Source organism: Ruegeria sp. CDSB117 (genome assembly GCF_059611005.1).
On sequence record NZ_JBXWOS010000038.1, the window covers coordinates 1 to 20095 of the forward strand.

Genomic DNA, 20095 nt, shown 5'->3' on the forward strand with positions numbered 1-20095 from the left:
GAAGCCGAAGCCGAAGCCGAAGCCGAAGCCGAAGCCGAAGCCGAAGCCGAAGCCGAAGCCGAAGCCGAAGCCGAAGCGGCTGTGGAACTGACCCAGGAAGAGAACTCCGCGCCGCCGGAAAAATCGCATCGTGAAGAGTCGCAGCAGGAAGAAAAACGCAGTGGATTCGTCCCCGCTTTGCTCGGCGGTGTTATCGCGGCGGGAATCGGGTTTGCAGCCGGCAGCGCGGGCTTGTTCGGATCTGGTGATACAGATGCGCTTACGACGCTCGAGGCGAAGCTCAACGATCAGTCCACTCAGATCGAGGCGCTGACCAAATCCCTGTCCGACAAATCTGGCGTCGACAGCAAGATTTCAGCGCTGACCGATCAGGTGACACCGATCACCTCCGATCTGGATACGCTCAAATTCAGTGTCGATGAGCTGGCGGGCAAGATTGATCCTTTGGCCAGCCGCCTAAGTAAAATTGAAAGCGACGCGCTGACCCAAGGCGCGTCCCCCGAAGCGTCGGCAGCCTTTGAGGCCGAACTGAAGAAATTACAGGACTCACTGGCGGCGCAGCGGGCCGAAGTGGAAAAAATGGTGTCGGACGCACAAACGCTTGAGGCGAAAGCCTCGGCCGAGGCTCTGGCAGCGACCAACGCGGCGATCCTGTCGCGATTGCATGGTCAACTGGACGCTGGCCAGCCCTATGCAGACCTTGTCGCCGAATTGAAAGCTGGTGGCGTCGATGTGCCAGAAGCGCTCTCCGGCCCTGCGGATAAGGGCGTTGCAAGCGTGTCGACCTTGCGGGCATCGTTCTCACCCGCTGCGCGAACCGCGTTGGCGGAAGCACGGGATGCGGACAAAGCCACCGGTCTGGTGGCGTTCCTGCAGCGACAGACCGGGGCGCGTTCGGTCACCCCACAAGATGGCGATGGTCCGGATGCGATCCTGTCTCGTGCCGAGTCCGCTCTATCCAACGGCGACGTCTCAACGGCCCTGACCGAACTTAAATCCCTGCCCGAAGCGGCGCAGGCAGCTATGGCTGATTGGGAGCAGGCAGCACAGGCGCGGGTTTCCGCGGTGGATGCTGCCAATGCGCTTCAGCCTAGCGTGAACTCGAACTGAAGGACCTGCCATGCTGTGGTCACTGTTTAAGATTCTAGTTTTTGTTGCGATTATCGGTCTTCTGGCCGTGGGTGCCGGGCTCCTCATGGAAACCAGCGGTGGTGTACAGATCACAGCTGGCGGGACGGAGTACACTCTGGGGCCGTTGCAATCGGTCATCGCGCTGGGCGTTCTGGTTTTTGCAGTTTGGCTTTTGTTCAAGCTGCTGACCCTGTTGATCGCCACGCTGAAGTTCCTCAACGGGGACGAAACCGCCCTGTCGCGCTATTTCGACCGCAGCCGCGAGCAGCGCGGTTATCAAGCGTTGTCTGATGGTCTGATGGCGCTGGCCTCGGGCGAAGGTCGTGTGGCTTTGAACAAGGCCACCAAGGCGGAGCGGCTTTTGAACAAACCCGAGCTGACCAACCTGCTGGTGGCCCAGGCTGCCGAGATGAACGGCGATACCCAAAAGGCGGCTGACACCTACAAGAAACTGGTGACGGATAATGCAACTCGCTTTGTCGGTGTGCGCGGGATCATGAAGCAGAAACTGGCCGAAGGGGATGACGAAACCGCCCGCAAACTGGCCGAAAAAGCGTTGGCCATGAAACCGCGTCATCTGGAAACACAGGACATTCTGCTGGGTCTGCAGACCAAGGCGCAGGATTGGGCAGGCGCGCGGTCGACACTGACAGCCAAGTTGAAATCCGGTCACCTGCCGCGTGACGTGTTCAAGCGACGTGATGCTGTGCTGGCCCTATCCGAGGCCAAGGGGATTCTGGACGAGAACGCCACGGTCGAACAGCAAGAGCGCGCGATTGAGGCGAACCGTCTGTCTCCTGATCTGGTGCCGGCCGCTGCAATGGCAGCGCGCGCCTATATCGAAAAAGGCAAACCGCGCAATGCGACCAAGATCCTGAAAAAAGCGTGGGAGGTGCAGCCGCACCCCGACCTGGCCCATGTCTTTGCCGAGATTGCGCCGGATGAAACGCCACATGAACGGATCAAACGCTTTACCGCGCTGACCCGCATTCACCCCGAAAATATGGAAACCCGTCTGATTTTGGCGGAGCTGAACATCGTGGCTGAAGACTTCCCCGAGGCGCGTCGCGCGCTGGGCGATGTGGTCGAAAAGCAGGCGGATGCGCGCGGTTACACGTTGATGGCCGCCATTGAAAGGGGCGAGGGGTCCTCGGACGCGGTGGTACAGGGTTGGCTGGCCAAGGCGCTGACTGCACCGCGCGGGCCACAATGGGTCTGCGACAATTGTCATGACATCCAGCCCGAGTGGGCTCCGGTCTGTCAGAACTGCAGCAGCTTTGACACGCTCAGCTGGCAAACACCGCAAACGCCGGAAATCGCAAGCGCGACGGGTGTTCATATGCTGCCTCTGATTGTTGGTGCGTTGGAAGACAGCAGCGAGCCGGAAGCTGAGGTCGAGGTTGAAGTGGAAGACGTCGAGGAACCGGTTGATCCCGAGATCATCGAATTGGATGTGGAACCAGTCCGCCCCGACGTCGAACCCGTGGTCGAGAAACAGGCCTGACGCGCTATTCCTCAGGCGAGTTCCTGACATAAGTCCAGCGGTACGTCGGCGGTGTGGGGCCTTTGTTGCGGCCACCTTGCTGCATTTGCTCCCACGCATGTGCCAGTATGCCGACTGACCGGGACAGGCAAAACAAACCACGCGCAAGCGGTGGTTCGAACCCAAGCTCTGCGTAGATGACAGCCGTGGCCCCGTCGATGTTCATCGGGACGGGTTTGCCTTTGCGACGTGCAAGCTCTGTTTCGATATCCAACGCGATTTTCCGGAAACGTCCGTCACACGCGCCGCGTTCTACGGCCTCAGCGACCAGAGCCATCAACCGCGGTGCGCGTGGATCGGTCGGTGTGTGAAACCGGTGGCCGAAACCCGGCAGTATCTTTCCGTGGTCGTCGATCCAGTTGTCAATCGCTGCACCGATCCCGCCCGAGTGGGACCCGACAAAGTGATACAGCTCAACCGCCTGCTCACCGGCGCCGCCGTGGATGTCGCCCAGCATGTTCACCGCGCTGGCCATTGCGTTGTTCAAAGGCAAACCGCAGGTCACTGCCATCCGAGCCGTCGCAATAGAAGGTGCCTGTGGTCCATGATCTACGGCGGCAACCAGGGCCGCTTCGAACAGATCTGCCTGTGCGGGTAACGGGCGGTTGCCGCGAACCAGAAACCAGATCATTTCAGCGAAACTGAGGTTGCCGATCAGGTCCTCGATGGGTTCACCGCGCAGGGCGATGCGTCCGGGTTCCATGTCAATGATAGATGTGCTCCACCAGTCGGAAACATCGCTCATATCACACCATCCTTAGCCAGTTCCTTGATCTCATTCGGTGACAAGCCAAGTTCGGACCAGATTGAATCGTTGTCCGCGCCCAATTCCGGCGGTGAGACTTTCGGCAAATTTCGCTGCCCGTCCATCACCACGGGGCTGCCTGCCAGCTGCATGTCCTCTCCGTGCACGTGCAGAGATCCAATCAGCCCCCGGTTAGAGAGTTGTTCGTCCGCCAACGCCTCGGGGACTGTCAGCACTTGCCCCGTGGGAACGCCCAAGCCATTCAATTCGCTGACCCACTCGCTCGCGGGACGCAATTTCAGGGATTTCTCCAGCTCACCCCGCAAAGCGTGGCGGTTTCGTTTGCGATCTTCGCGTGTTGTATAGTCAGGGTCATCAAACAGGTCCTCGCGGCCAAGATGCCGGGCAAGCGCCTGCCATTGTTCATCGCGATTGGCGGCGATGTTGATCGGGCTGTCGGATGTGGCGAAGGTACCGGACGGTGCCGAGGTTGTGTTTTCATTGCCATGCGCGCCGGGCATCACACCGCCGACAAGGTAGTTGGACACAACCCATCCCATGGTCGAGATCACGGCCTCGGACATGGCAATATCCAGAAACGCGCCACGGGGATTTGCGTTCAATGCGGCACTCACCGCAAAGGCGGCCGTCAGCCCCCCGACCGTATCAGCCAGCGGATAGCCAACGCGGTAGGGCGCGGTGTCTGGTGCGCCGGTGATCGACATGACCCCGCTGATGCCCTGAACGATCTGGTCATAGGCCGGGTCGTCGCGGCGCGGACCGTCCTGCCCGAACCCACTTATTGCGCAATAGATCAAGGCAGGGTTTTCGGTACGAAGAACGTCATACCCCAGACCCAACCGATCCATCACGCCGGGCCGGAAGTTTTCAACCAGAACATCCGCCGTTTTAACAAGCTGCTTTAGCAGAGCCTTGCCCCGACTGGATTTCATATCCAGCGTGACCGATTTCTTCTGCGCGTTCTGCGCCAGAAAACTGATCCCCATACCGGCGTTGTTCCGGTCAGGGTCAGCCCCAAGTACACGCGCCAGATCACCGCTATTGGGGCGTTCGACCTTGATCACCTCGGCCCCCATCAGAGCCAGTTGGTAACAACAATACGGGCCAGCAAGCACGTTTGTCAGATCAAGAACCCGAACACCCCTGAGCGGTTCAGTCCCCATCAGCCACACCAGCGGCCCGTGCCCGTGCACGACGTGCGCGGTAGCTGGGCAGCAGAACCAGCAGAACGGCAATGGCAAGCAGTCCCAAGGTCATCGGACGTTCCCAGATAAACGCGATGCCATCATACAGCTGCATCGAGCGCGAAAAGTTATCCTCCATCATGCCGCCCAAGATGAACCCGATCAGCAGGGGTGCCAGCGGATAGTCAGCGAACTTCAAGGCCGTTGCGCATACGCCGAAACCCACCAGGATCAGCAATTCGGTGGCATTGTTCTGCCCGATATAGGCGCCCATCAGCGTGAAGAACAAAATGAACGGGATCAAATAGTTGCGCGGAACTGCCAGCACTTTGGCGATGTAGGGGATCAGCGGCAGGTTCAGGATCAGCAGGACGAGGTTGCCAATGAACATCGACATGATCACCGCCCAGAAGATCTGAGGTTCATCCAGCATAAGGCGCGGGCCAGGGGTGACGTTCAGGGCAATCAAGGCACCCAGCAGGATCGCGGTCGTTCCGGAACCGGGAATGCCCAGTGTCAGCAGCGGCACGAAAGATCCGGTGCAAGCCGCATTATTCGCCGATTCAGGCGCGGCCAGACCTTTGATCGAGCCTTTGCCGAATTCCTCCTGCTCATCCTTGGGGGCAATGTTCCGTTCCACCGCATAGCCGAGGAAACTGGCAATTGTCGCGCCCGCGCCGGGCAGGACGCCGATAAAGAAGCCCTGCACCGATTGGCGACCGATGACCGGGGTGATGGCCTTCGCCTCGGCCTTGGTAATGCGCAGATCCTTGATCTTGCCGTCATCACCTTTCAGGTCCTTGGGTTTAAGCACCAGGAACAACGCTTCGGGCAGGGCGAACATCGCCATGGCCAGGGTGATGAAGCCAAACCCGGATTGCAGGTCCATGATGCCCATTGTGAAACGCGGAAGATTGAACAGCGCCCCCTCTCCGACGGTGGCCATGATCAATCCCATGGTCGTCATGATGATGGCCTTGGCCACTTGCCCCGAACCGGCAAAGGCTGCGATGGCCGAAAGACCCACCACCATCAATGCGAAATATTCTGCGGAATGGAACAGCAGAGCGACCGAAGACAGTGCCGGAGCAAAGACCATCAGCAAAATTGCCCCTATCGTGCCGCCTGCGAAACTGGCGATTGCCGCGATGGTCAGGGCCTTGCCCGCTTTGCCCTGCCGGGCCATTGGATAGCCATCAAAGCTTGAGGCCACGGTGCCCGCGACCCCCGGCGCATTCAACAGAATGGACGAGGTCGAACCACCAAAGATCGCGCCATAATAAACCCCCGCCAATAGGATCAGTGCGGCGGATGGATCGCCCATCGAGATTGCAACCGGGATCATGATTGCGATGATCGACATTGGGCCCAGACCCGGAAGCATGCCGATAAACGTGCCGATCAGGCATCCGGCTACGACCATCAGCAGGTTTTGAATTGAGAATGCCGTTTGCAGGCCGATCAGAAGTCCTTCTAGCATGTCAGCCTCCGAACACGCCCGGCAGGGGGCGCATATAAATTCCAAGAACTTCCTGAACCAGATACCAGACGGATCCGGTTGCCACGAACGCGACAGGCAGCATGATGTGCCACTTGCGTTCGCCCAGAATGAAGGACCCGAGAATCAGGAAACTGGATGTCGCGATCAGAAAACCGACCGGGCGCAGGCACAGGGCATAGACAACCATCAGCACAAGAAGAGAAATTGCCTGACCCAGGTGATACTCCCCAAGTCTGCGGTAATCGATATCGGCCTCTTTGACTTCGCTCTTTTCCAAGCCAAGCAGGATGATTGAACACGCGACCACGCCCAGAATAGACAGCACCTTTGGAAACGTGCTGGGCCAGATCGGATTTCTTTGCATGAAAGGAGGAAGACTTCCATCCATCGTGAACCAGGCGGTGTACCCATATGTCAGGCAAACACCCAGCAAAATAAGCGCGATCCAGCGATCCAGCGCCATAACGTCCCCTCCCATGTGTCTTGGTTCATTGGGACGGCAGAGCGACCAAACGCACTGCCGTAGATTGCCTTAGAGGAAGCCCAGCTTCTTCATCAGGTCGCTGATCTGCTGTTCCTGACCTTCCAGAAACGCTTCGAAATCGGCACCCGAGTTGTGGATGTTGACCCAACCGTTACGGGCACGAACCTCTTCCCATTCGGGCGTGTCATACATCTTGGCGATGGCTTGCTGATAGGCAGCCAGCTTGTCTTCGGGTAGGCCGGGGGCAGCAAAGAATCCACGCCAGTTCACGAAAGTGGTGTCGATGCCCTGTTCTTTCATTGTCTGTGCGTCAGGTGCTGCATCAACGCGTTCCTCTGCGGTCACACCGATGATTTTAACCTCACCCGCGTTGGCCAGATCGACGGCTTCCGAGAAACCGGTCGACAGTGCGGCGATCTCACCCGACAGCAAGGCAGCCATAGCTTTTCCGCCCGCGTCATAAGGGATGTATTTAACGCCCAGCGCGTCCTTGCCAGCGGCTTCCATAACCATTGCAGCGACCAGATGGTCCATGCCGCCCGGAACCGAGCCGCCACCGATTGCGGTCGCACCCGGATCAGCGTCATAGGCGGCCAGCAGGTCCGCCATCGAGTTGATAGGACTGTCTTTGCCCACAACAATCGCCGCGTAGTCGCCGATTGTGCCTGAAACCAGCGTCAGGTCACGGAAGTTATGTGGGAACACGCCAGTCAGCGAGCGGATCACGATGGGGGTCGAGTTGACCATCAGTGTGCCGTGGTTGCTGTCGGCGTTTTCGATCAGGAAACCGATGGCTTTACCGCCGCCGCCGCCCGACATGTTCTCGTAGGACGCGGTTCCGACCAGACCTGCATTTGTCAGAGCCTCGCCGGTTCCCCGGGCGGTTCCGTCCCAGCCACCGCCGGCGCCGCCGGGGATCAGAAAGTGGATGCTGTCGACGACTTCTTCGGATGCGGCAGGTCCAACCAGACCGATTGCTGCAACAGCTGCGATCAGGGCCCGACGGCCCAGGTTAAATGTTGTCATTATGTCCTCCCATTTGACAACTGGCCGCTCAGCGGCACAGATTATCCTGCACCTAAACACGTCAACCTGACATCAACCTGTCATGTAAAAAGAAACTGTCCGCAGCCCATGAAATTTCTGCTTGTCGAAGACAATCTCGACCTCGCGAATGCGATCAGGTCCCGTATGCAGCTGGATGGCCATGTCGTTGATCACGCAGCGAATTTAGAGGACGCCCGGGCCTTTGTTTCGACTGAGGAATACGATCTGATCCTTCTGGACATTATGCTGCCCGATGGGGACGGGCGCGAGTTCCTCAGACAACATCGCGCCAGCCGTTTGGATACTCCGGTGATCGTTCTGACCGCGCGCAGTCAGGTTTCGGATCGAATCGGTTCGCTTGATCTGGGGGCGGATGACTATGTGACCAAACCCTTCGACCATGCCGAGCTAGAAGCCCGCTGCCGCGCCGTTCTGCGTCGGAAGTCCGGAAGCGCGAAATCGACGATTGAAATCGGCGGTATCGTTTTTGACCCGGTTGCTGGTCATTTGATCGTCGACGGTGCAACACTGTCGCTTCGCAATCGCGAGCTGAGAATGATCGAACTGTTCATCAACGCGCCGGGTCAGGTGTTTTCCAAGCAAAAACTCGCAGACAGGCTGTTTTCGTATGATGACAACGTGTCGGACAATGCGATTGAGGTCTATGTCGGACGCCTACGAAAGCATCTTGAAAAATCCGGCATGAAAATCACTACGTTGCGCGGGCTGGGATACAGGTTGGATCATGACGACTAGTCCAACCGTTTCGGGATCATTAAGAAACCGACTGGTGTTGACGCTGATCGGCGGAGCAGCGGTCCTGGCGATTCTCTTGTTCCTGACGGTGCGCAGCTATGCTGCAAAGGTCGCCCAGCAGGGTCAGGACGATATATTGGGGGCGTCCGTCTCTTCAATCCTTGATGCTGCCGCACTCAGGGATGGTCAGCTTGAGGTGGATATCCCCTATGCCGCGTTTTCTATGCTCAGCACGCCGTCGGATGACCGGGTGTTCTATGCCATTTATCAGGATGGAGAATTCCTGTCCGGCTACGATGATCTGAGCCTAACAGATGGCCCGATTGAAGGTAGATGGGCCTTTCAAACCGGCGAGGTGCGCGGCGAACGTGTCCGCCAGGTCAGCGCCAGCCGAACGCTTGTCGGCTTGGGCCGCCAGACTGAGATTGAGGTCGCGTTGGGGCAAACACAAGACGCGTTGTCGGATACGCTGGACCAGATTTCACGCAACGCGGCATATTTGGGGATCGGGTTCTTTCTGTTGACCGCCGCGCTATCGTTCTGGGTGACATCCTCAACGATCGGCCAGTTGAACAAACTGACGACCTCGGTCACACGCAGAGGTCCGCAGGATCTAAGTCCGTTCAAAAAACCCGTACCGAAAGAGATGGCGCCGCTAGTGACGTCGCTGAACTCGCTCATGGGTCGTCTGGACCAATCGCTTAGCCAATCCGAGGACTTTATCGCCGAAGCCGCGCACCGGGTGCGAACGCCGCTTGCCACCGTCAGGTCTTATGCCGAGGCGACCCTTCACCGCGTGGAACGGGAAGACAACCGCGAAGCCTTGAAGGCCATGGTACGTGCCATCGACGAAAGCTCGCGCGCGGCAGGGCAGTTGCTGGATCACGCGATGATCACCTTCCGAGCGGATCATCTGGAACGGGAAGAGATTGATTTGGTCGTACTGATCCGCGATCTGGTGCAGCGCCTGATCCCGATTGCCGAAATGAAGGAGCTGACGCTTTCATTGTCGGGTGAGCCCTCGGTTCCTTACTCGGGCGACTCGATCCTGATCCAAAATGCTGTGCGAAATATGGTCGATAACGCGATGAAATACGCACCATCTGACAGCGCCGTTGAGATCACGATCATTGCACATCCCGAACCCCAGATTCAGGTGCGCGACTCGGGTCCAGGCTTTCCGCCTGATGAAATCGACACGCTGACGCGACGGTTCGAACGCGGACAGAACGCGGTTGGGACCATCGGGTCCGGTCTGGGGTTGACGATCGCACAGGATGTGGCAACGGCGCATGGGGGCGCATTGATCCTAAAGAACCGGTCAAAGGGGGGCGCATGCGTTATCTTATCGCTCTAGTTTTGTTGGTGGCTCCCTGCCTCGGATGGGCCGACGATTGGGAAGACCGTCTGGTCTTTAATGAAAGCGCCGAAGGTCCGCGCCTTCGGGTGATTTCCAGCACCGATACTGTTTTGTTCGCGCCGGTGATCGAGGGGTTTGTTGCGGAGAACCCCCGGATTAGTGTCGAATACCTCGTTTCCGGAACCGCCGACATCAACCGTCGAGTCCGCGCAACGCCCGATGCCTTCGATGTGATCATCTCGAGCGCGATGGACCTGCAGTTGAAACTGGCAAATGACGGCTTTGCCCTGTCTATCGACGATGTGCCCGTCCCGCACTGGGCGCAATGGCACCACAGCCTTTTCGCATTCACCTCGGAACCCGCGACAATCGTGATAAACCGAACCGCGTTTGAAGGGCAGCCTATCCCCCAGACCCGGCAAAGCCTGATCGAGGCATTGCGCAAACGGCCCGAAGAATTTCGGGGCAAAGTTGGCACCTATGACGTGCGCCAATCTGGTCTGGGATATCTGTTTGCAACCCAGGATGCGCGCGCGTCTGAGACGTATTGGCGCTTGATGGAGGTTATGGGCGGCCTGGATGTGCAGCTCTATTGCTGCTCGGGCGAAATGATCAATGACCTAGCGGATGGCTCGATCCTGGTTGCTTACAATGTTCTGGGCAGTTACGCCGCCGTCCGAGCCGAGGGCAAAGACGCCCTTGAGGTCGTATTGCCGTCTGATTTTCAAACAATTATGATGCGCACAGCGATGGTTTCGAAAGCCACGCCAGAACCCAAAGCAGCCGAGTTGCTGCTGCGATACCTCGTAACTGAGCGGCCAGCAGTGGCCGAAGAGGCCAGCCCGCTTCCTCTTTTGCAGCCAAGTGATGGTTCTGACGGGCGCGAGACAATCGGACTTGATCCCGCTTTACTGACCTTTCTTGACGGGTTGAAACGAACAAAGTTTCTTTCTGCATGGGAAGATGCCGTTATTCAGTAATAAGACCGTCACCTAAGCCCGACGGGTCGGTAAAAACTGAAACCGGCACCGATGCTGTTGGAATTCCTTTCCAACATCAATTGTCGCAATCAATTCCGTTTGCTAACGTCACCCACGCGTCGGGGAGGGCGTGTAAATCCAAATGTTGGACTATTCTCATAACGCTTGGCTTGTGGCGGCGTCTCTGGCTGTTGCGATGATGGCTGGATTCACAGGGCTTTATCTGACGCATGGGGCCTCAAAACTGGACGATCAGAAACGCAAACTGGTCGTGGCGTTGGCTGCGATCATTCTGGGCGGTGGCATCTGGTCGATGCATTTCGTGGCCATGCTGGGCCTGCAACTGCCGATCCTGTTTTACTACGATGCTTTGATCACCCTGATCTCAGCCCTGGTCGCGATCCTGATGGTTGGCCTTGCGCTGCTGATACTGCATTTCCGTCCCCGCACGATGGGAACGATTGTCGGTGCGGGCGTGATCGTGGGTCTGGGGATTGTTGTTATGCACTACGTCGGCATGGCCGGGATGGAGCTGTGCCGCCCCGTTTACAATGTTTGGGACGTGGTGATTTCGACCCTGGCCTCGGTCGTTTTGTCGGTGCTGGCAATCTGGGTTGCCTATGACAACCGTACACAGCGCAACATTCTGCTGGGAACGGTGTGTTTCGGGTTGGCGGTCTTCACCATGCATTTCGTCGCCACCGGCCTGACTGATTTTGTCGCAAGCGATACCGCCGGTCGCGCCGGACCTGCACTAAACAATCAGGTGCTGGCGATGGGGGTAACGGTTTCCGTGTTCCTGATCTGTGGTGCATTCCTGCTAACGGGCATCACCTTCATCGAACCTGCGGCAGCAGAGATATCGCCCAGCGCGCCGGAACCTGCCCCGGAACCAGAGCCCACATTGCGGGCCGGGGTTCCATTTGAGCGGGAAGGACAAACCTTTTTCGCCCAGCCTTCCAATATCGCAGCCATCCGGGCCGAAGGGCATTACACCGTTCTTTATATAAACGCCGAAAAACTGTTTTGCCCGTGGTCCATTACCGAAGCTGAATCGCGCCTGGTGCCTGACGGGTTTCTGCGGGCTCATCGCAGTTATCTGGTGAACCCTAAACATGTCTCGCGGTTTGAAAGACACAAGGACAACGGCACTTGTTATTTCGACGCGGTCGACGCGTTGACCAAGGTTCCGGTCAGCCGATCCCGCCTGACGGACATACGCGAGGCGCTGGGCCTTTGATCGCAGCTCGTGCAGCGCATTCGCATTTCGTGAAATAAGCCGCGCTCTCCGTTTCCACTGGCTGGAACGGATGGCTTCAGCGTCCTTTCCTTACCGCAGGTCCCCCAAGGCATACCGCTTGGACCCAGGGAGGAAAAACATGATACCAGCCGGTTTTGAGTATCACCGGCCAGGCGATATCGCCTCGGCCATTGGCATTTTGCAGGAACACGGAGATGAAGCGCGCGTGATCGCGGGCGGGCACAGCCTGATCCCGATGATGAAGCTGCGCATGGCCGAAATGGGCCACCTAGTCGATCTGCAAGCTATCGAGGAGCTGAAGGGCATCGAGGTTGGTGCCGACACGGTTTCGCTTGGCGCAATGGTGACCCAGCATGAGCTGATCACTCATGACGGCTTGGCTACAGCCATTCCGTTGATCCGAGAGGCCGCGCTGCAGATCGCGGATCCTCAGGTGCGATATGTGGGAACTGTTGGTGGGAACGTCGCCAATGGTGATCCGGGCAATGATATGCCGGGGTTGATGCAATGCTTGAACGCGACGTTCGAACTGTCTGGCCCCGATGGTCGCCGCAGTGTCGCTGCGCGTGAGTTTTATGAGGCCGCTTACTTCACTGCGCGTGACGATGAGGAAATCCTGACCCGGATTTCGATCCCGGTGCCGGGCGCGGGTGTGGGTCAGGCCTATGAAAAGCAGAAACGCAAGATCGGTGATTATGCGACAGCGGCAGCTGCCGTGATGGTTGGCAATGGTCAGGCCTCGGTCGCGATGACCAATCTGGCGGACACACCCGTCTGGTCTGAAAGCGCAAGCAATGCGCTGGCGGATGGGGATGTCAGCGGTTGTGTCGCCGCGATGCTCGAAGCCATCGACCCGGTGGCCGACAATCGTGGTCCCGTCGAATTCAAGAAACACGTGGCCGCTGTGATGCTGCGCCGCGCCATCGAACGCGCGCAAAGCCGCGCGGATTGAGGGGAGGAACAACGATGTCAAAAATGCACGTAAAACTCACCGTGAACGGCAAGCAGGTCGAAGGTCTGGCCGAGCCGCGCACGCTGTTGATCCATTTCCTGCGGGAAGATTTGAAAATCACAGGCCCGCATATCGGATGCGAAACAAGCCATTGCGGGGCCTGCACCGTGGATATTGATGGCAAGTCCGTCAAGTCCTGCACAACCTTTGTGGCGCAGGTGAACGGCGCCGACGTCACCACCGTTGAGGGGTTGACCAACGACGATGGCAGCCTTGGGGTTCTGCAAGAGATGTTCCGCGAACATCACGGGCTGCAATGCGGCTTTTGCACGCCGGGCATGATCACCCGCGCGCATCGTCTTCTGCAAGAAAACCCGAACCCGACCGAGGAAGACATCCGCTTTGGCATGTCCGGCAACCTGTGCCGCTGCACTGGATATCAGAACATCGTTAAGGCGATCGCGGCATCTGCCGACATGCTGAACGCTCAGAAGGAGGCTGCGGAATGAACGACCAGACTCTGACCCCCGAAGAACGCGTCGCCAACCTCAAAGGGATGGGCAGTTCGCGCAAACGCGTCGAAGATGTGCGCTTTACCCAGGGCAAGGGCAATTATGTCGATGACATCAAGATGGACGGGATGCTGTTTGGCGCCTTCGTCCGCTCTCCCTATGCCCATGCCCGCGTCGTCAGCGTGAACAAAGAGGCTGCGCTGGCGATACCTGGCGTTGTTGCTGTTCTGGCCGCCGAAGACCTTGCGCCATTGGGATTGCATTGGATGCCGACGCTGGCGGGCGACAAGCAAATGGTGCTGGCCGATGGCAAGGTTCTGTTCCAGGGCCAGGAAGTTGCCTATGTCGTCGCTGAAAATCGCTATATTGCGGCGGATGCGGCCGAGCTGGTCGAAGTTGACTATGAAGAGCTGCCCGTTCTGACCGACCCGTTCGAGGCGCTGAAATCAGATGTTGTCCTGCGCGAAGACCTTGCGGGTCAGACAGAGGGCGCACATGGGCCGCGCAAGCATCACAACCACATCTTCACCTGGGAACAGGGCGACAAGGACGCGACCGAGGCTGTTCTGGGTGAGGCAGATGTCGTGGCCGAAGAGATGGTTTATTACCATCGGACTCACCCATGCCCGCTGGAGACATGCGGCTGTGTCGCGTCGATGGATAAGGTGACCGGCAAGCTGACGCTTTATGGCACGTTCCAGGCCCCGCACGCGATCCGGACCGTCGTGTCGTTGATCTCGGGTCTGGCCGAGCACAATATCCGGGTGATCAGCCCCGATATCGGCGGTGGCTTTGGCAATAAGGTCGGCGCCTATGCGGGCTATGTCTGCTCGGTTGTCGCCTCGATCGTCACCGGCCAACCGGTGAAATGGGTTGAGAACCGGATGGAAAACTTGATGTCCACCGCCTTTGCCCGCGACTACTGGATGCAGGGCAAGATCGCTGCGACCAAGGATGGCAAGATCACTGGTCTGTGGTGCCATACCACAGCGGATCATGGTGGCTTTGATGCCTGTGCCGATCCGACCAAATTCCCGGCAGGGTTCATGAACATCTGCACCGGGTCTTATGACATCCCCACTGCATATCTGGCTGTGGACGGGGTCTATACCAACAAGGCACCGGGTGGCGTGGCCTATCGGTGTTCTTTCCGGGTGACCGAGGCAGCCTATTTCATCGAACGTATGATCGAGGTTCTGGCCATCAAGCTGAACATGGACGCGGCCGAACTGCGTCGGATCAACTTTATCCGCAAAGATCAGTTCCCGTATCAGTCCGCGCTGGGCTGGGAATATGACTCGGGCGATTATCACACTGCGTGGGATAAGGCCTTGAAGGCCGTGGACTATGAAGGTCTGCGGGCGGAACAGGCGCAACGGATCGAGGATTTCAAGGCTGGAAAAACTCGCCAATTGTTGGGGATAGGTCTGACGCATTTCACCGAAATCGTCGGCGCCGGACCGGTCAAGAACTGCGATATCCTCGGGCTGGGTATGTTCGACTCGTGCGAGATTCGCATCCACCCTACTGGCTCCGCCATCGCGCGGCTGGGGACGATCAGTCAGGGTCAGGGCCACGCAACGACCTTTGCCCAAATCATCGCCAGTGAAATTGGCCTGCCCGCCGATGATATCACGTTGGAGGAGGGAGACACTGACACGGCGCCCTATGGGCTTGGCACCTATGGGTCTCGGTCGACGCCGGTTGCCGGGGCTGCGACAGCAATGGCCGCGCGAAAAATCCGCGCCAAGGCGCAGATGATCGCGGCCTATCTGCTCGAGGTTCATGACAACGATGTCGAATGGGATGTCGATCGGTTCGCCGTCAAAGGCGCGCCTGAGCGGTTCAAGACCATGAAAGAGATCGCTTTTGCCGCCTACAACCAGGCGATTCCGGGGCTGGAACCTGGTCTGGAGGCCGTCAGCTACTATGACCCGCCGAATATGACTTACCCGTTCGGGGCCTATATCTGTGTCATGGAGATCGATGTGGATACCGGTGAATGGGACGTCCGGCAGTTCTATGCGCTGGATGATTGCGGCACCCGGATCAACCCGATGATCATCGAAGGGCAGGTCCACGGCGGTGTGACCGAAGCGCTGGCCATCGCGATGGGACAGGAGATTGCCTATGACGAGATGGGCAACGTCAAGACCGCGACGCTGATGGATTTCTTCCTGCCAACAGCATGGGAGACACCCAACTACACCACCGATCACACGGTCACGCCATCTCCGCACCACCCGATCGGTGCCAAGGGCGTGGGCGAGAGCCCGAATGTCGGCGGCGTGCCTGCGTTCTCGAACGCGGTACATGATGCGTTCCGGCCCTTTGGGTTGGTGCAAAGCCATATGCCGCATGATCATTGGCGGATCTGGAAGATCGCCAACGGGTTGGGGATGCACGGGTAAACGGTTTCGAACCGGCTGTTGCCGGTCCGACCGAACGGAGGGGGTAGAACCCCCTCCGAACTTCCCCCGGGATATTTTTGGCCAGATGAAGATTGGATCCTGGTTTTGACTTTGAGTGATGTTCAGAACGGATTGGCCGCGCAGGGCTATGTTTCCGATGACCGGTTGGCGATGGCGCTGCATTTGGCACAGCAATTAGGGCGGCCATTGTTGTTGGAAGGTCCTGCTGGCGTTGGAAAGACCGAAGTGGCAAAGGCCCTGGCCGCGTGGCAAACCGCCCGGCTGATCCGGCTGCAATGTTATGAAGGGCTCGATGCCAGTCATGCCATTTATGAATGGAACTATCAGCGTCAGCTTCTGGCGATCCGAGCGAGCGAGGCGCAGGGCGGGACGAGCGAAGCACAGCTTTTCTCAGATGAATATCTGCTTAAACGTCCCTTGTTAGAGGCCATTTCGCAAGATGCCCCTCCGGTTCTGCTAATTGATGAAATTGACCGGGCCGACGAAGAATTCGAGGCGTATCTGTTGGAAATCCTCTCGGATTTTCAAATCACAATTCCCGAACTGGGTACAATCCCGGCGCGTTCAAAACCGATCGTTATTCTGACGGCGAATGGTACGCGGGACTTGTCCGATGCACTGCGCCGCCGGTGTCTGTACAGTTTCCTCGACTACCCATCGCGCGAAACCGAATTGGCGATCCTGAAAGCCCGCATGCCCCAAGTTGAAGGGCAGCTGGCGCGCCAGATTGTTGGCGTTGTGCAGGCTTTGCGCAAAGAAGACTTGGAGAAGACTCCCGGCATTGCCGAGATGCTGGACTGGGCGGCAGCCCTTTCAGGATTGGGTGTTAACGACATGGCGCAGTCTCGCGAAGAGGTTCAGGCAACCCTTGTCTGTCTCCTGAAAACCGCAGCTGATTATGACGCGGCCCCGCCTGAAGTGATGGATCGCCTGATTGGAAAGGTGGCGTGATGCAAGTCACCCGGTTCCCTATTCGTGCCTCTGGTCTGGCGGATCGCATGTCTGGCTTCATTTCACATTTGCGCATGAACGGGATGCGAGTCGGACCGGCTGAGACCGGGGATGCATTGGCGGTGCTGGCGGAAGTAGAGGCGACGGATTTGCCGCAGGCCAGACAGGCGCTGTGTGTATTGCTGGCCGGTGACGCAGAGGACTGGCGACGGTTTGACGATCTTTTCGATGCATATTGGCTAAATGCCGGGAAACAACGGACCGGAGTGGCGCAAACCGCGCATGTTCGGGTGCAATCCGCCAAGCCGATGATCTGGCAGCAAGAAAGCCATGACATTCAGGAAACCGGTTCCGATTCAGATCAGGACGCAACCCCTGATCCGGGCGACGGGGAGGCCGTGGGGAGAGACGGTAAGCTGATTGCGACCCGTACGGCCAACCTGTCGCGTCGGGATTTGCGTGAACTGATGAATGAAGACGCACTGAAGCAGGCCGAACAAGCGGCGACAGCGCTGGCGCGCGCCATCCGCGACCGCCGCTCGCGCAGGCGTAAAAAAGCGTTGCGGGGGTCTGCTCTGGACATGCGCCGGATACAGCGCGCCAGCCTTGCACGAGGCGGCGAGCCGATGGACCTGTATCGTCGCGCCCGCCCGCCGCGTCCGATGCGGATCGTTGCACTGTGCGATGTAAGCGGATCGATGACGGTTTATTCGCGGGTTTTTCTGGCTTTCCTGAAAGGCTTGATTGGCACAGGAACCGATGCGGACGCATATCTGTTCCATACCAGCCTGATGCGCGTCACGGATGCGTTGCGCGACCACGATTCTCTGCGCGCAGCAGGGCGATTGTCGCTGATGGCCGAAGGGTTTGGCGGGGGCACGGATATCTCGGGCAGTCTTGAGCATTTTCTAAATGGATATGGCGCGCGCGCGCTGAACGGTCGGACCATCGTACTGATCCTGTCTGACGGGTATTGCAGCTCGGACCCCCAAGCGTTGGGCGATGTATTGGCCCGAATTCGACGCAAGGCACGACGGATCGTCTGGCTGAACCCGCTGAAGGGCTGGCGCGACTACCAGCCCATTGCCGCCGCAATGCAGGCAGCTGAGCCGTATCTGGACGCGCACCTGCCCGCAAACACGCTTGAGGCGCTGGCGGCGCTGGAGCCGCAATTCCGTAAGCTGTGAAAGGAGCCCAAATGGCAAGCTTCGACATATTCGACACGATTGAGCAGCTGCGCAAAACTGATGAAGCCTTTTGCGTGGCCACGGTGTTGCGGACTGCGGATGCAACTTCGGCGAAAGCCGGGGGCAAGGCTGCGATTACAAAAGACGGACGGATCCTGGGCCATTTGGGCGGGGGCTGCGTTCAACGTGCGGTTCGATCCTCGGCCCAGCAGGCGTTGGCCAGTGGTTCGCCGCAAATGATCCGGGTCAAACCTTCAGAAAAGGTGGTGAACATGGCCGATCCTGATGGCATTCAGACGTTCAAAAGCGGTTGCCCGTCCGGCGGCACTGTCGATCTGCTTGTCGAGCCGTATCAGCACGCACCTCGATTAGTGATTTTTGGCGAGTCGCTGATTGCAGTGGCACTGGCCGCCCATGGGGCACTGGCTGGGTTTCGCGTGTGTCTCAGTGACGCGTCAGAGACAGAAGGTGACTTTCAACGGTTCACTCTGGATTCCGTCCAAAACCTAGGGATTGAGCCGCGGGACTTCGTTGTCGTGGCCTCGCAAGGCCAGGGCGATGCCGCCGCCCTGGCCGCCGCCCTGCAAACGGACGCCAAGCGGGTGTCGATGGTGGCCAGCCATCGCAAGGCCGAAACGCTGGTGGCCAAGCTGATATCGCAAGGTTTGGACCCGATGCGAGCTGCGCGGCTGAAGTCACCGGCAGGTCTGAACATCCACGCGATCGACCCGCATGAGATCGCCGTGTCGATTCTGGCCGAAATTGTACTTTGGCGAAATAGTGACAAATCCAAAACGGAGTCCCATGATGAGAAACGTGCTTAAACGCCTGCGGTCCCTGTGGCCCGCGCGTCCCGAACAAACTCCGGAAGAGGCGACAGAGACCGCGCTTCTGGTTTATCCAAGATGCTGTTGAACAAAGGAAAGTTGAATGGAACTGAGTGACGAAGTCCGCATCTCTGCGCCGCGGGATGTGGTTTACAAGGCTCTGAATAACCCAGAAATCCTGCAGGAGTGCATCCCAGGGTGCGAAGAGCTGATCCAGAATTCGCCCGAAGATCTGGAAGCCAAGGTGGTCTTGAAGATCGGCCCCGTCAAAGCCCGCTTTGCGGGCGCTGTGACGCTGGACACCGCCAATGCACCGGACGGGTTTTCCTTGACTGGCGAAGGCAAGGGCGGCGCTGCCGGATTTGCCAAGGGTGGTGCCGACGTGACGCTGACCGAAGATGGGGACGAAACCGTTCTGGCTTATACAGCCAAGGTCGAGGTTGGTGGAAAAATCGCCCAACTGGGTAGCCGCCTGATCGCTGGAACGGCAAAAAAGCTGTCGGGCAAGTTCTTTACCCGTTTTGGCGAAGTTGTTTCAGAACAATCCGTTACTTGAAGCCAAGCCAAGCCCCACGCTGATGCTCTTTTTGGTATAAACCGACAACATGCGCCAAGCTACCGCGACAGGGATAAACTCCAGTCGCGCTTTTCTTTCGGGGGTAAACTATGGCTGGCTTACAAAGTTAAACTAAATTCAATAAAGAAATATGTTTCGCAATTCTCAATTGGCTCTGCTGTCTTAGTTGCGGTACTTATTTGCGTCAGTTTTTTGCTGCGGCTAGAACAGAAAATCGTCCGATCGGCCTTCAAAGTAGCCATGGTTTATGAAATGCTCGGTTGCAGCTTGATGGTCATTACCGAATGCAGCCTGTAGGTCCGCATAGTTCGCCAAGTAAGTTTCAGCGTCAAAGGTGTCTTTGCTTCGCCCCTCCTGAGCACCATGTGCGATAAAATGTGTCGACCCTGCATCTGAATCAGCCCCAAACGCATTGATCAAATCGACGTGTGAAGCAATGTACTCTAACCCGTCAAAGGTCTGTTCGCGTCCCTCATTGCGGCCGTGGAAAATAAAGTGGCTGGCTCCTGCCTCGGTATTTGCCCCGAAAGCTTGTATCAGATCATTGTATGATGCGATGTACTCCAGCCCGTCAAAGGTCTGTTCGCGTCCCTCATTGCGGCCGTGGAAAATAAAGTGGCTGGCTCCTGCCTCGGTATTTGCCC

19 protein-coding genes are annotated in these 20095 nt (G+C 58.1%); 13 read left to right on the plus strand and 6 right to left on the minus strand.

Going from position 1 to position 20095, the window contains the following annotated elements; translation table 11 throughout:
* Both AC2FJC_RS22535 and AC2FJC_RS22540 read left to right on the plus strand, forming a co-directional pair.
* A partial coding sequence (locus tag AC2FJC_RS22535; RefSeq protein WP_496741841.1) for a COG4223 family protein occupies positions 1-1110 on the plus strand: 1110 nt, incomplete at its 5' end.
* 10 nt (positions 1111-1120) lie between these two features.
* The gene (locus AC2FJC_RS22540; RefSeq protein ID WP_496727306.1) at positions 1121-2635 is read left to right on the plus strand and encodes a heme biosynthesis protein HemY; all 1515 of its coding nucleotides are present in this window, start codon (positions 1121-1123) and stop codon (positions 2633-2635) included.
* 4 nt (positions 2636-2639) lie between these two features.
* Here the strand turns inward: AC2FJC_RS22540 and AC2FJC_RS22545 are convergent, their stop codons facing one another.
* The 5 genes from AC2FJC_RS22545 to AC2FJC_RS22565 all read right to left on the minus strand — a co-directional run bounded on the left by AC2FJC_RS22545 (position 2640) and on the right by AC2FJC_RS22565 (position 7635).
* Complete coding sequence (locus AC2FJC_RS22545) at positions 2640-3419, minus strand: citryl-CoA lyase (protein WP_496741843.1); 780 nt, start codon at positions 3417-3419, stop codon at positions 2640-2642.
* Positions 3416-4603 carry a CaiB/BaiF CoA transferase family protein gene (locus tag AC2FJC_RS22550; protein ID WP_496741845.1) on the minus strand — a complete coding sequence of 396 codons (1188 nt, stop codon included), beginning with the start codon at positions 4601-4603 and terminating at the stop codon, positions 3416-3418. The genes AC2FJC_RS22545 and AC2FJC_RS22550 overlap by 4 nt, the downstream gene beginning before the upstream one ends.
* Positions 4593-6104, minus strand: coding sequence for a tripartite tricarboxylate transporter permease (locus tag AC2FJC_RS22555; protein ID WP_058275183.1), 1512 nt, complete (start codon positions 6102-6104; stop codon positions 4593-4595). Before AC2FJC_RS22555 ends, AC2FJC_RS22550 begins: the two co-directional genes overlap by 11 nt.
* A 1-nt stretch (position 6105) precedes the next feature.
* Positions 6106-6588: a tripartite tricarboxylate transporter TctB family protein gene (locus AC2FJC_RS22560; protein ID WP_496727345.1), complete on the minus strand. Its 483-nt coding sequence runs from the start codon at positions 6586-6588 to the stop codon at positions 6106-6108.
* A gap of 69 nt (positions 6589-6657) precedes the next feature.
* The gene (locus tag AC2FJC_RS22565) at positions 6658-7635 is read right to left on the minus strand and encodes a tripartite tricarboxylate transporter substrate binding protein (protein ID WP_058275185.1); all 978 of its coding nucleotides are present in this window, start codon (positions 7633-7635) and stop codon (positions 6658-6660) included.
* A gap of 108 nt (positions 7636-7743) precedes the next feature.
* Between AC2FJC_RS22565 and AC2FJC_RS22570 the strand changes: the two genes are divergently transcribed.
* From AC2FJC_RS22570 to AC2FJC_RS22620, 11 genes are all read left to right on the plus strand, one after another.
* Positions 7744-8412: a response regulator transcription factor gene (locus AC2FJC_RS22570; protein WP_496741847.1), complete on the plus strand. Its 669-nt coding sequence runs from the start codon at positions 7744-7746 to the stop codon at positions 8410-8412.
* Positions 8402-9769, plus strand: coding sequence for a sensor histidine kinase (locus tag AC2FJC_RS22575; protein ID WP_496741849.1), 1368 nt, complete (start codon positions 8402-8404; stop codon positions 9767-9769). Before AC2FJC_RS22570 ends, AC2FJC_RS22575 begins: the two co-directional genes overlap by 11 nt.
* Positions 9748-10752 (plus strand): ABC transporter substrate-binding protein, encoded by a 1005-nt coding sequence (locus AC2FJC_RS22580; RefSeq protein ID WP_496741851.1) that lies wholly within the window; start codon positions 9748-9750, stop codon positions 10750-10752. The genes AC2FJC_RS22575 and AC2FJC_RS22580 overlap by 22 nt, the downstream gene beginning before the upstream one ends.
* Positions 10753-10894: 142 nt before the next feature.
* Positions 10895-11992 carry an MHYT domain-containing protein gene (locus AC2FJC_RS22585; protein WP_496741853.1) on the plus strand — a complete coding sequence of 366 codons (1098 nt, stop codon included), beginning with the start codon at positions 10895-10897 and terminating at the stop codon, positions 11990-11992.
* Positions 11993-12131: 139 nt separating this feature from the next.
* Positions 12132-12965: an FAD binding domain-containing protein gene (locus AC2FJC_RS22590; protein ID WP_058275190.1), complete on the plus strand. Its 834-nt coding sequence runs from the start codon at positions 12132-12134 to the stop codon at positions 12963-12965.
* Positions 12966-12979: 14 nt separating this feature from the next.
* Complete coding sequence (locus AC2FJC_RS22595) at positions 12980-13474, plus strand: (2Fe-2S)-binding protein (RefSeq protein WP_058279311.1); 495 nt, start codon at positions 12980-12982, stop codon at positions 13472-13474.
* A complete protein-coding gene (locus AC2FJC_RS22600) occupies positions 13471-15888 on the plus strand; it encodes an aerobic carbon-monoxide dehydrogenase large subunit (protein WP_496741855.1) in 2418 nt (805 codons plus the stop codon). The genes AC2FJC_RS22595 and AC2FJC_RS22600 overlap by 4 nt, the downstream gene beginning before the upstream one ends.
* A 105-nt stretch (positions 15889-15993) precedes the next feature.
* Complete coding sequence (locus AC2FJC_RS22605; RefSeq protein ID WP_496741857.1) at positions 15994-16860, plus strand: AAA family ATPase; 867 nt, start codon at positions 15994-15996, stop codon at positions 16858-16860.
* Positions 16860-18047, plus strand: a complete 1188-nt coding sequence (locus AC2FJC_RS22610) for a vWA domain-containing protein (protein WP_496741863.1) — start codon at positions 16860-16862, stop codon at positions 18045-18047. Before AC2FJC_RS22605 ends, AC2FJC_RS22610 begins: the two co-directional genes overlap by 1 nt.
* Positions 18048-18058: 11 nt before the next feature.
* Positions 18059-18871, plus strand: a complete 813-nt coding sequence (locus AC2FJC_RS22615) for an XdhC family protein (protein ID WP_496741859.1) — start codon at positions 18059-18061, stop codon at positions 18869-18871.
* 106 nt (positions 18872-18977) lie between these two features.
* On the plus strand, positions 18978-19430 hold the full coding sequence (locus AC2FJC_RS22620) for an SRPBCC family protein (RefSeq protein WP_109313033.1): 453 nt from the start codon (positions 18978-18980) through the stop codon (positions 19428-19430).
* Positions 19431-19652: 222 nt separating this feature from the next.
* Here AC2FJC_RS22620 and AC2FJC_RS22625 read toward each other — a convergent pair.
* On the minus strand, positions 19653-20095 hold a 443-nt coding region (locus tag AC2FJC_RS22625; protein ID WP_496741861.1), incomplete at its 5' end, for a hypothetical protein.

Excerpts from the sequence above, each read along its gene's own strand:
- AC2FJC_RS22595 (WP_058279311.1), top strand. The coding sequence starts at position 12,980 with ATGTCAAAAATGCACGTAAAACTCACCGTGAACGGCAAGCAGGTCGAA.
- AC2FJC_RS22600 (WP_496741855.1), top strand. The coding sequence starts at position 13,471 with ATGAACGACCAGACTCTGACCCCCGAAGAACGCGTCGCCAACCTCAAA.
- AC2FJC_RS22555 (WP_058275183.1), bottom strand. The coding sequence starts at position 6,104 with ATGCTAGAAGGACTTCTGATCGGCCTGCAAACGGCATTCTCAATTCAA.
- AC2FJC_RS22610 (WP_496741863.1), top strand. The coding sequence starts at position 16,860 with ATGCAAGTCACCCGGTTCCCTATTCGTGCCTCTGGTCTGGCGGATCGC.
- AC2FJC_RS22575 (WP_496741849.1), top strand. The coding sequence starts at position 8,402 with ATGACGACTAGTCCAACCGTTTCGGGATCATTAAGAAACCGACTGGTG.
- AC2FJC_RS22570 (WP_496741847.1), top strand. The coding sequence starts at position 7,744 with ATGAAATTTCTGCTTGTCGAAGACAATCTCGACCTCGCGAATGCGATC.
- AC2FJC_RS22550 (WP_496741845.1), bottom strand. The coding sequence starts at position 4,603 with ATGGGGACTGAACCGCTCAGGGGTGTTCGGGTTCTTGATCTGACAAAC.
- AC2FJC_RS22590 (WP_058275190.1), top strand. The coding sequence starts at position 12,132 with ATGATACCAGCCGGTTTTGAGTATCACCGGCCAGGCGATATCGCCTCG.
- AC2FJC_RS22540 (WP_496727306.1), top strand. The coding sequence starts at position 1,121 with ATGCTGTGGTCACTGTTTAAGATTCTAGTTTTTGTTGCGATTATCGGT.
- AC2FJC_RS22615 (WP_496741859.1), top strand. The coding sequence starts at position 18,059 with ATGGCAAGCTTCGACATATTCGACACGATTGAGCAGCTGCGCAAAACT.
- AC2FJC_RS22545 (WP_496741843.1), bottom strand. The coding sequence starts at position 3,419 with ATGAGCGATGTTTCCGACTGGTGGAGCACATCTATCATTGACATGGAA.
- AC2FJC_RS22585 (WP_496741853.1), top strand. The coding sequence starts at position 10,895 with ATGTTGGACTATTCTCATAACGCTTGGCTTGTGGCGGCGTCTCTGGCT.
- AC2FJC_RS22565 (WP_058275185.1), bottom strand. The coding sequence starts at position 7,635 with ATGACAACATTTAACCTGGGCCGTCGGGCCCTGATCGCAGCTGTTGCA.
- AC2FJC_RS22560 (WP_496727345.1), bottom strand. The coding sequence starts at position 6,588 with ATGGCGCTGGATCGCTGGATCGCGCTTATTTTGCTGGGTGTTTGCCTG.
- AC2FJC_RS22620 (WP_109313033.1), top strand. The coding sequence starts at position 18,978 with ATGGAACTGAGTGACGAAGTCCGCATCTCTGCGCCGCGGGATGTGGTT.
- AC2FJC_RS22580 (WP_496741851.1), top strand. The coding sequence starts at position 9,748 with ATGCGTTATCTTATCGCTCTAGTTTTGTTGGTGGCTCCCTGCCTCGGA.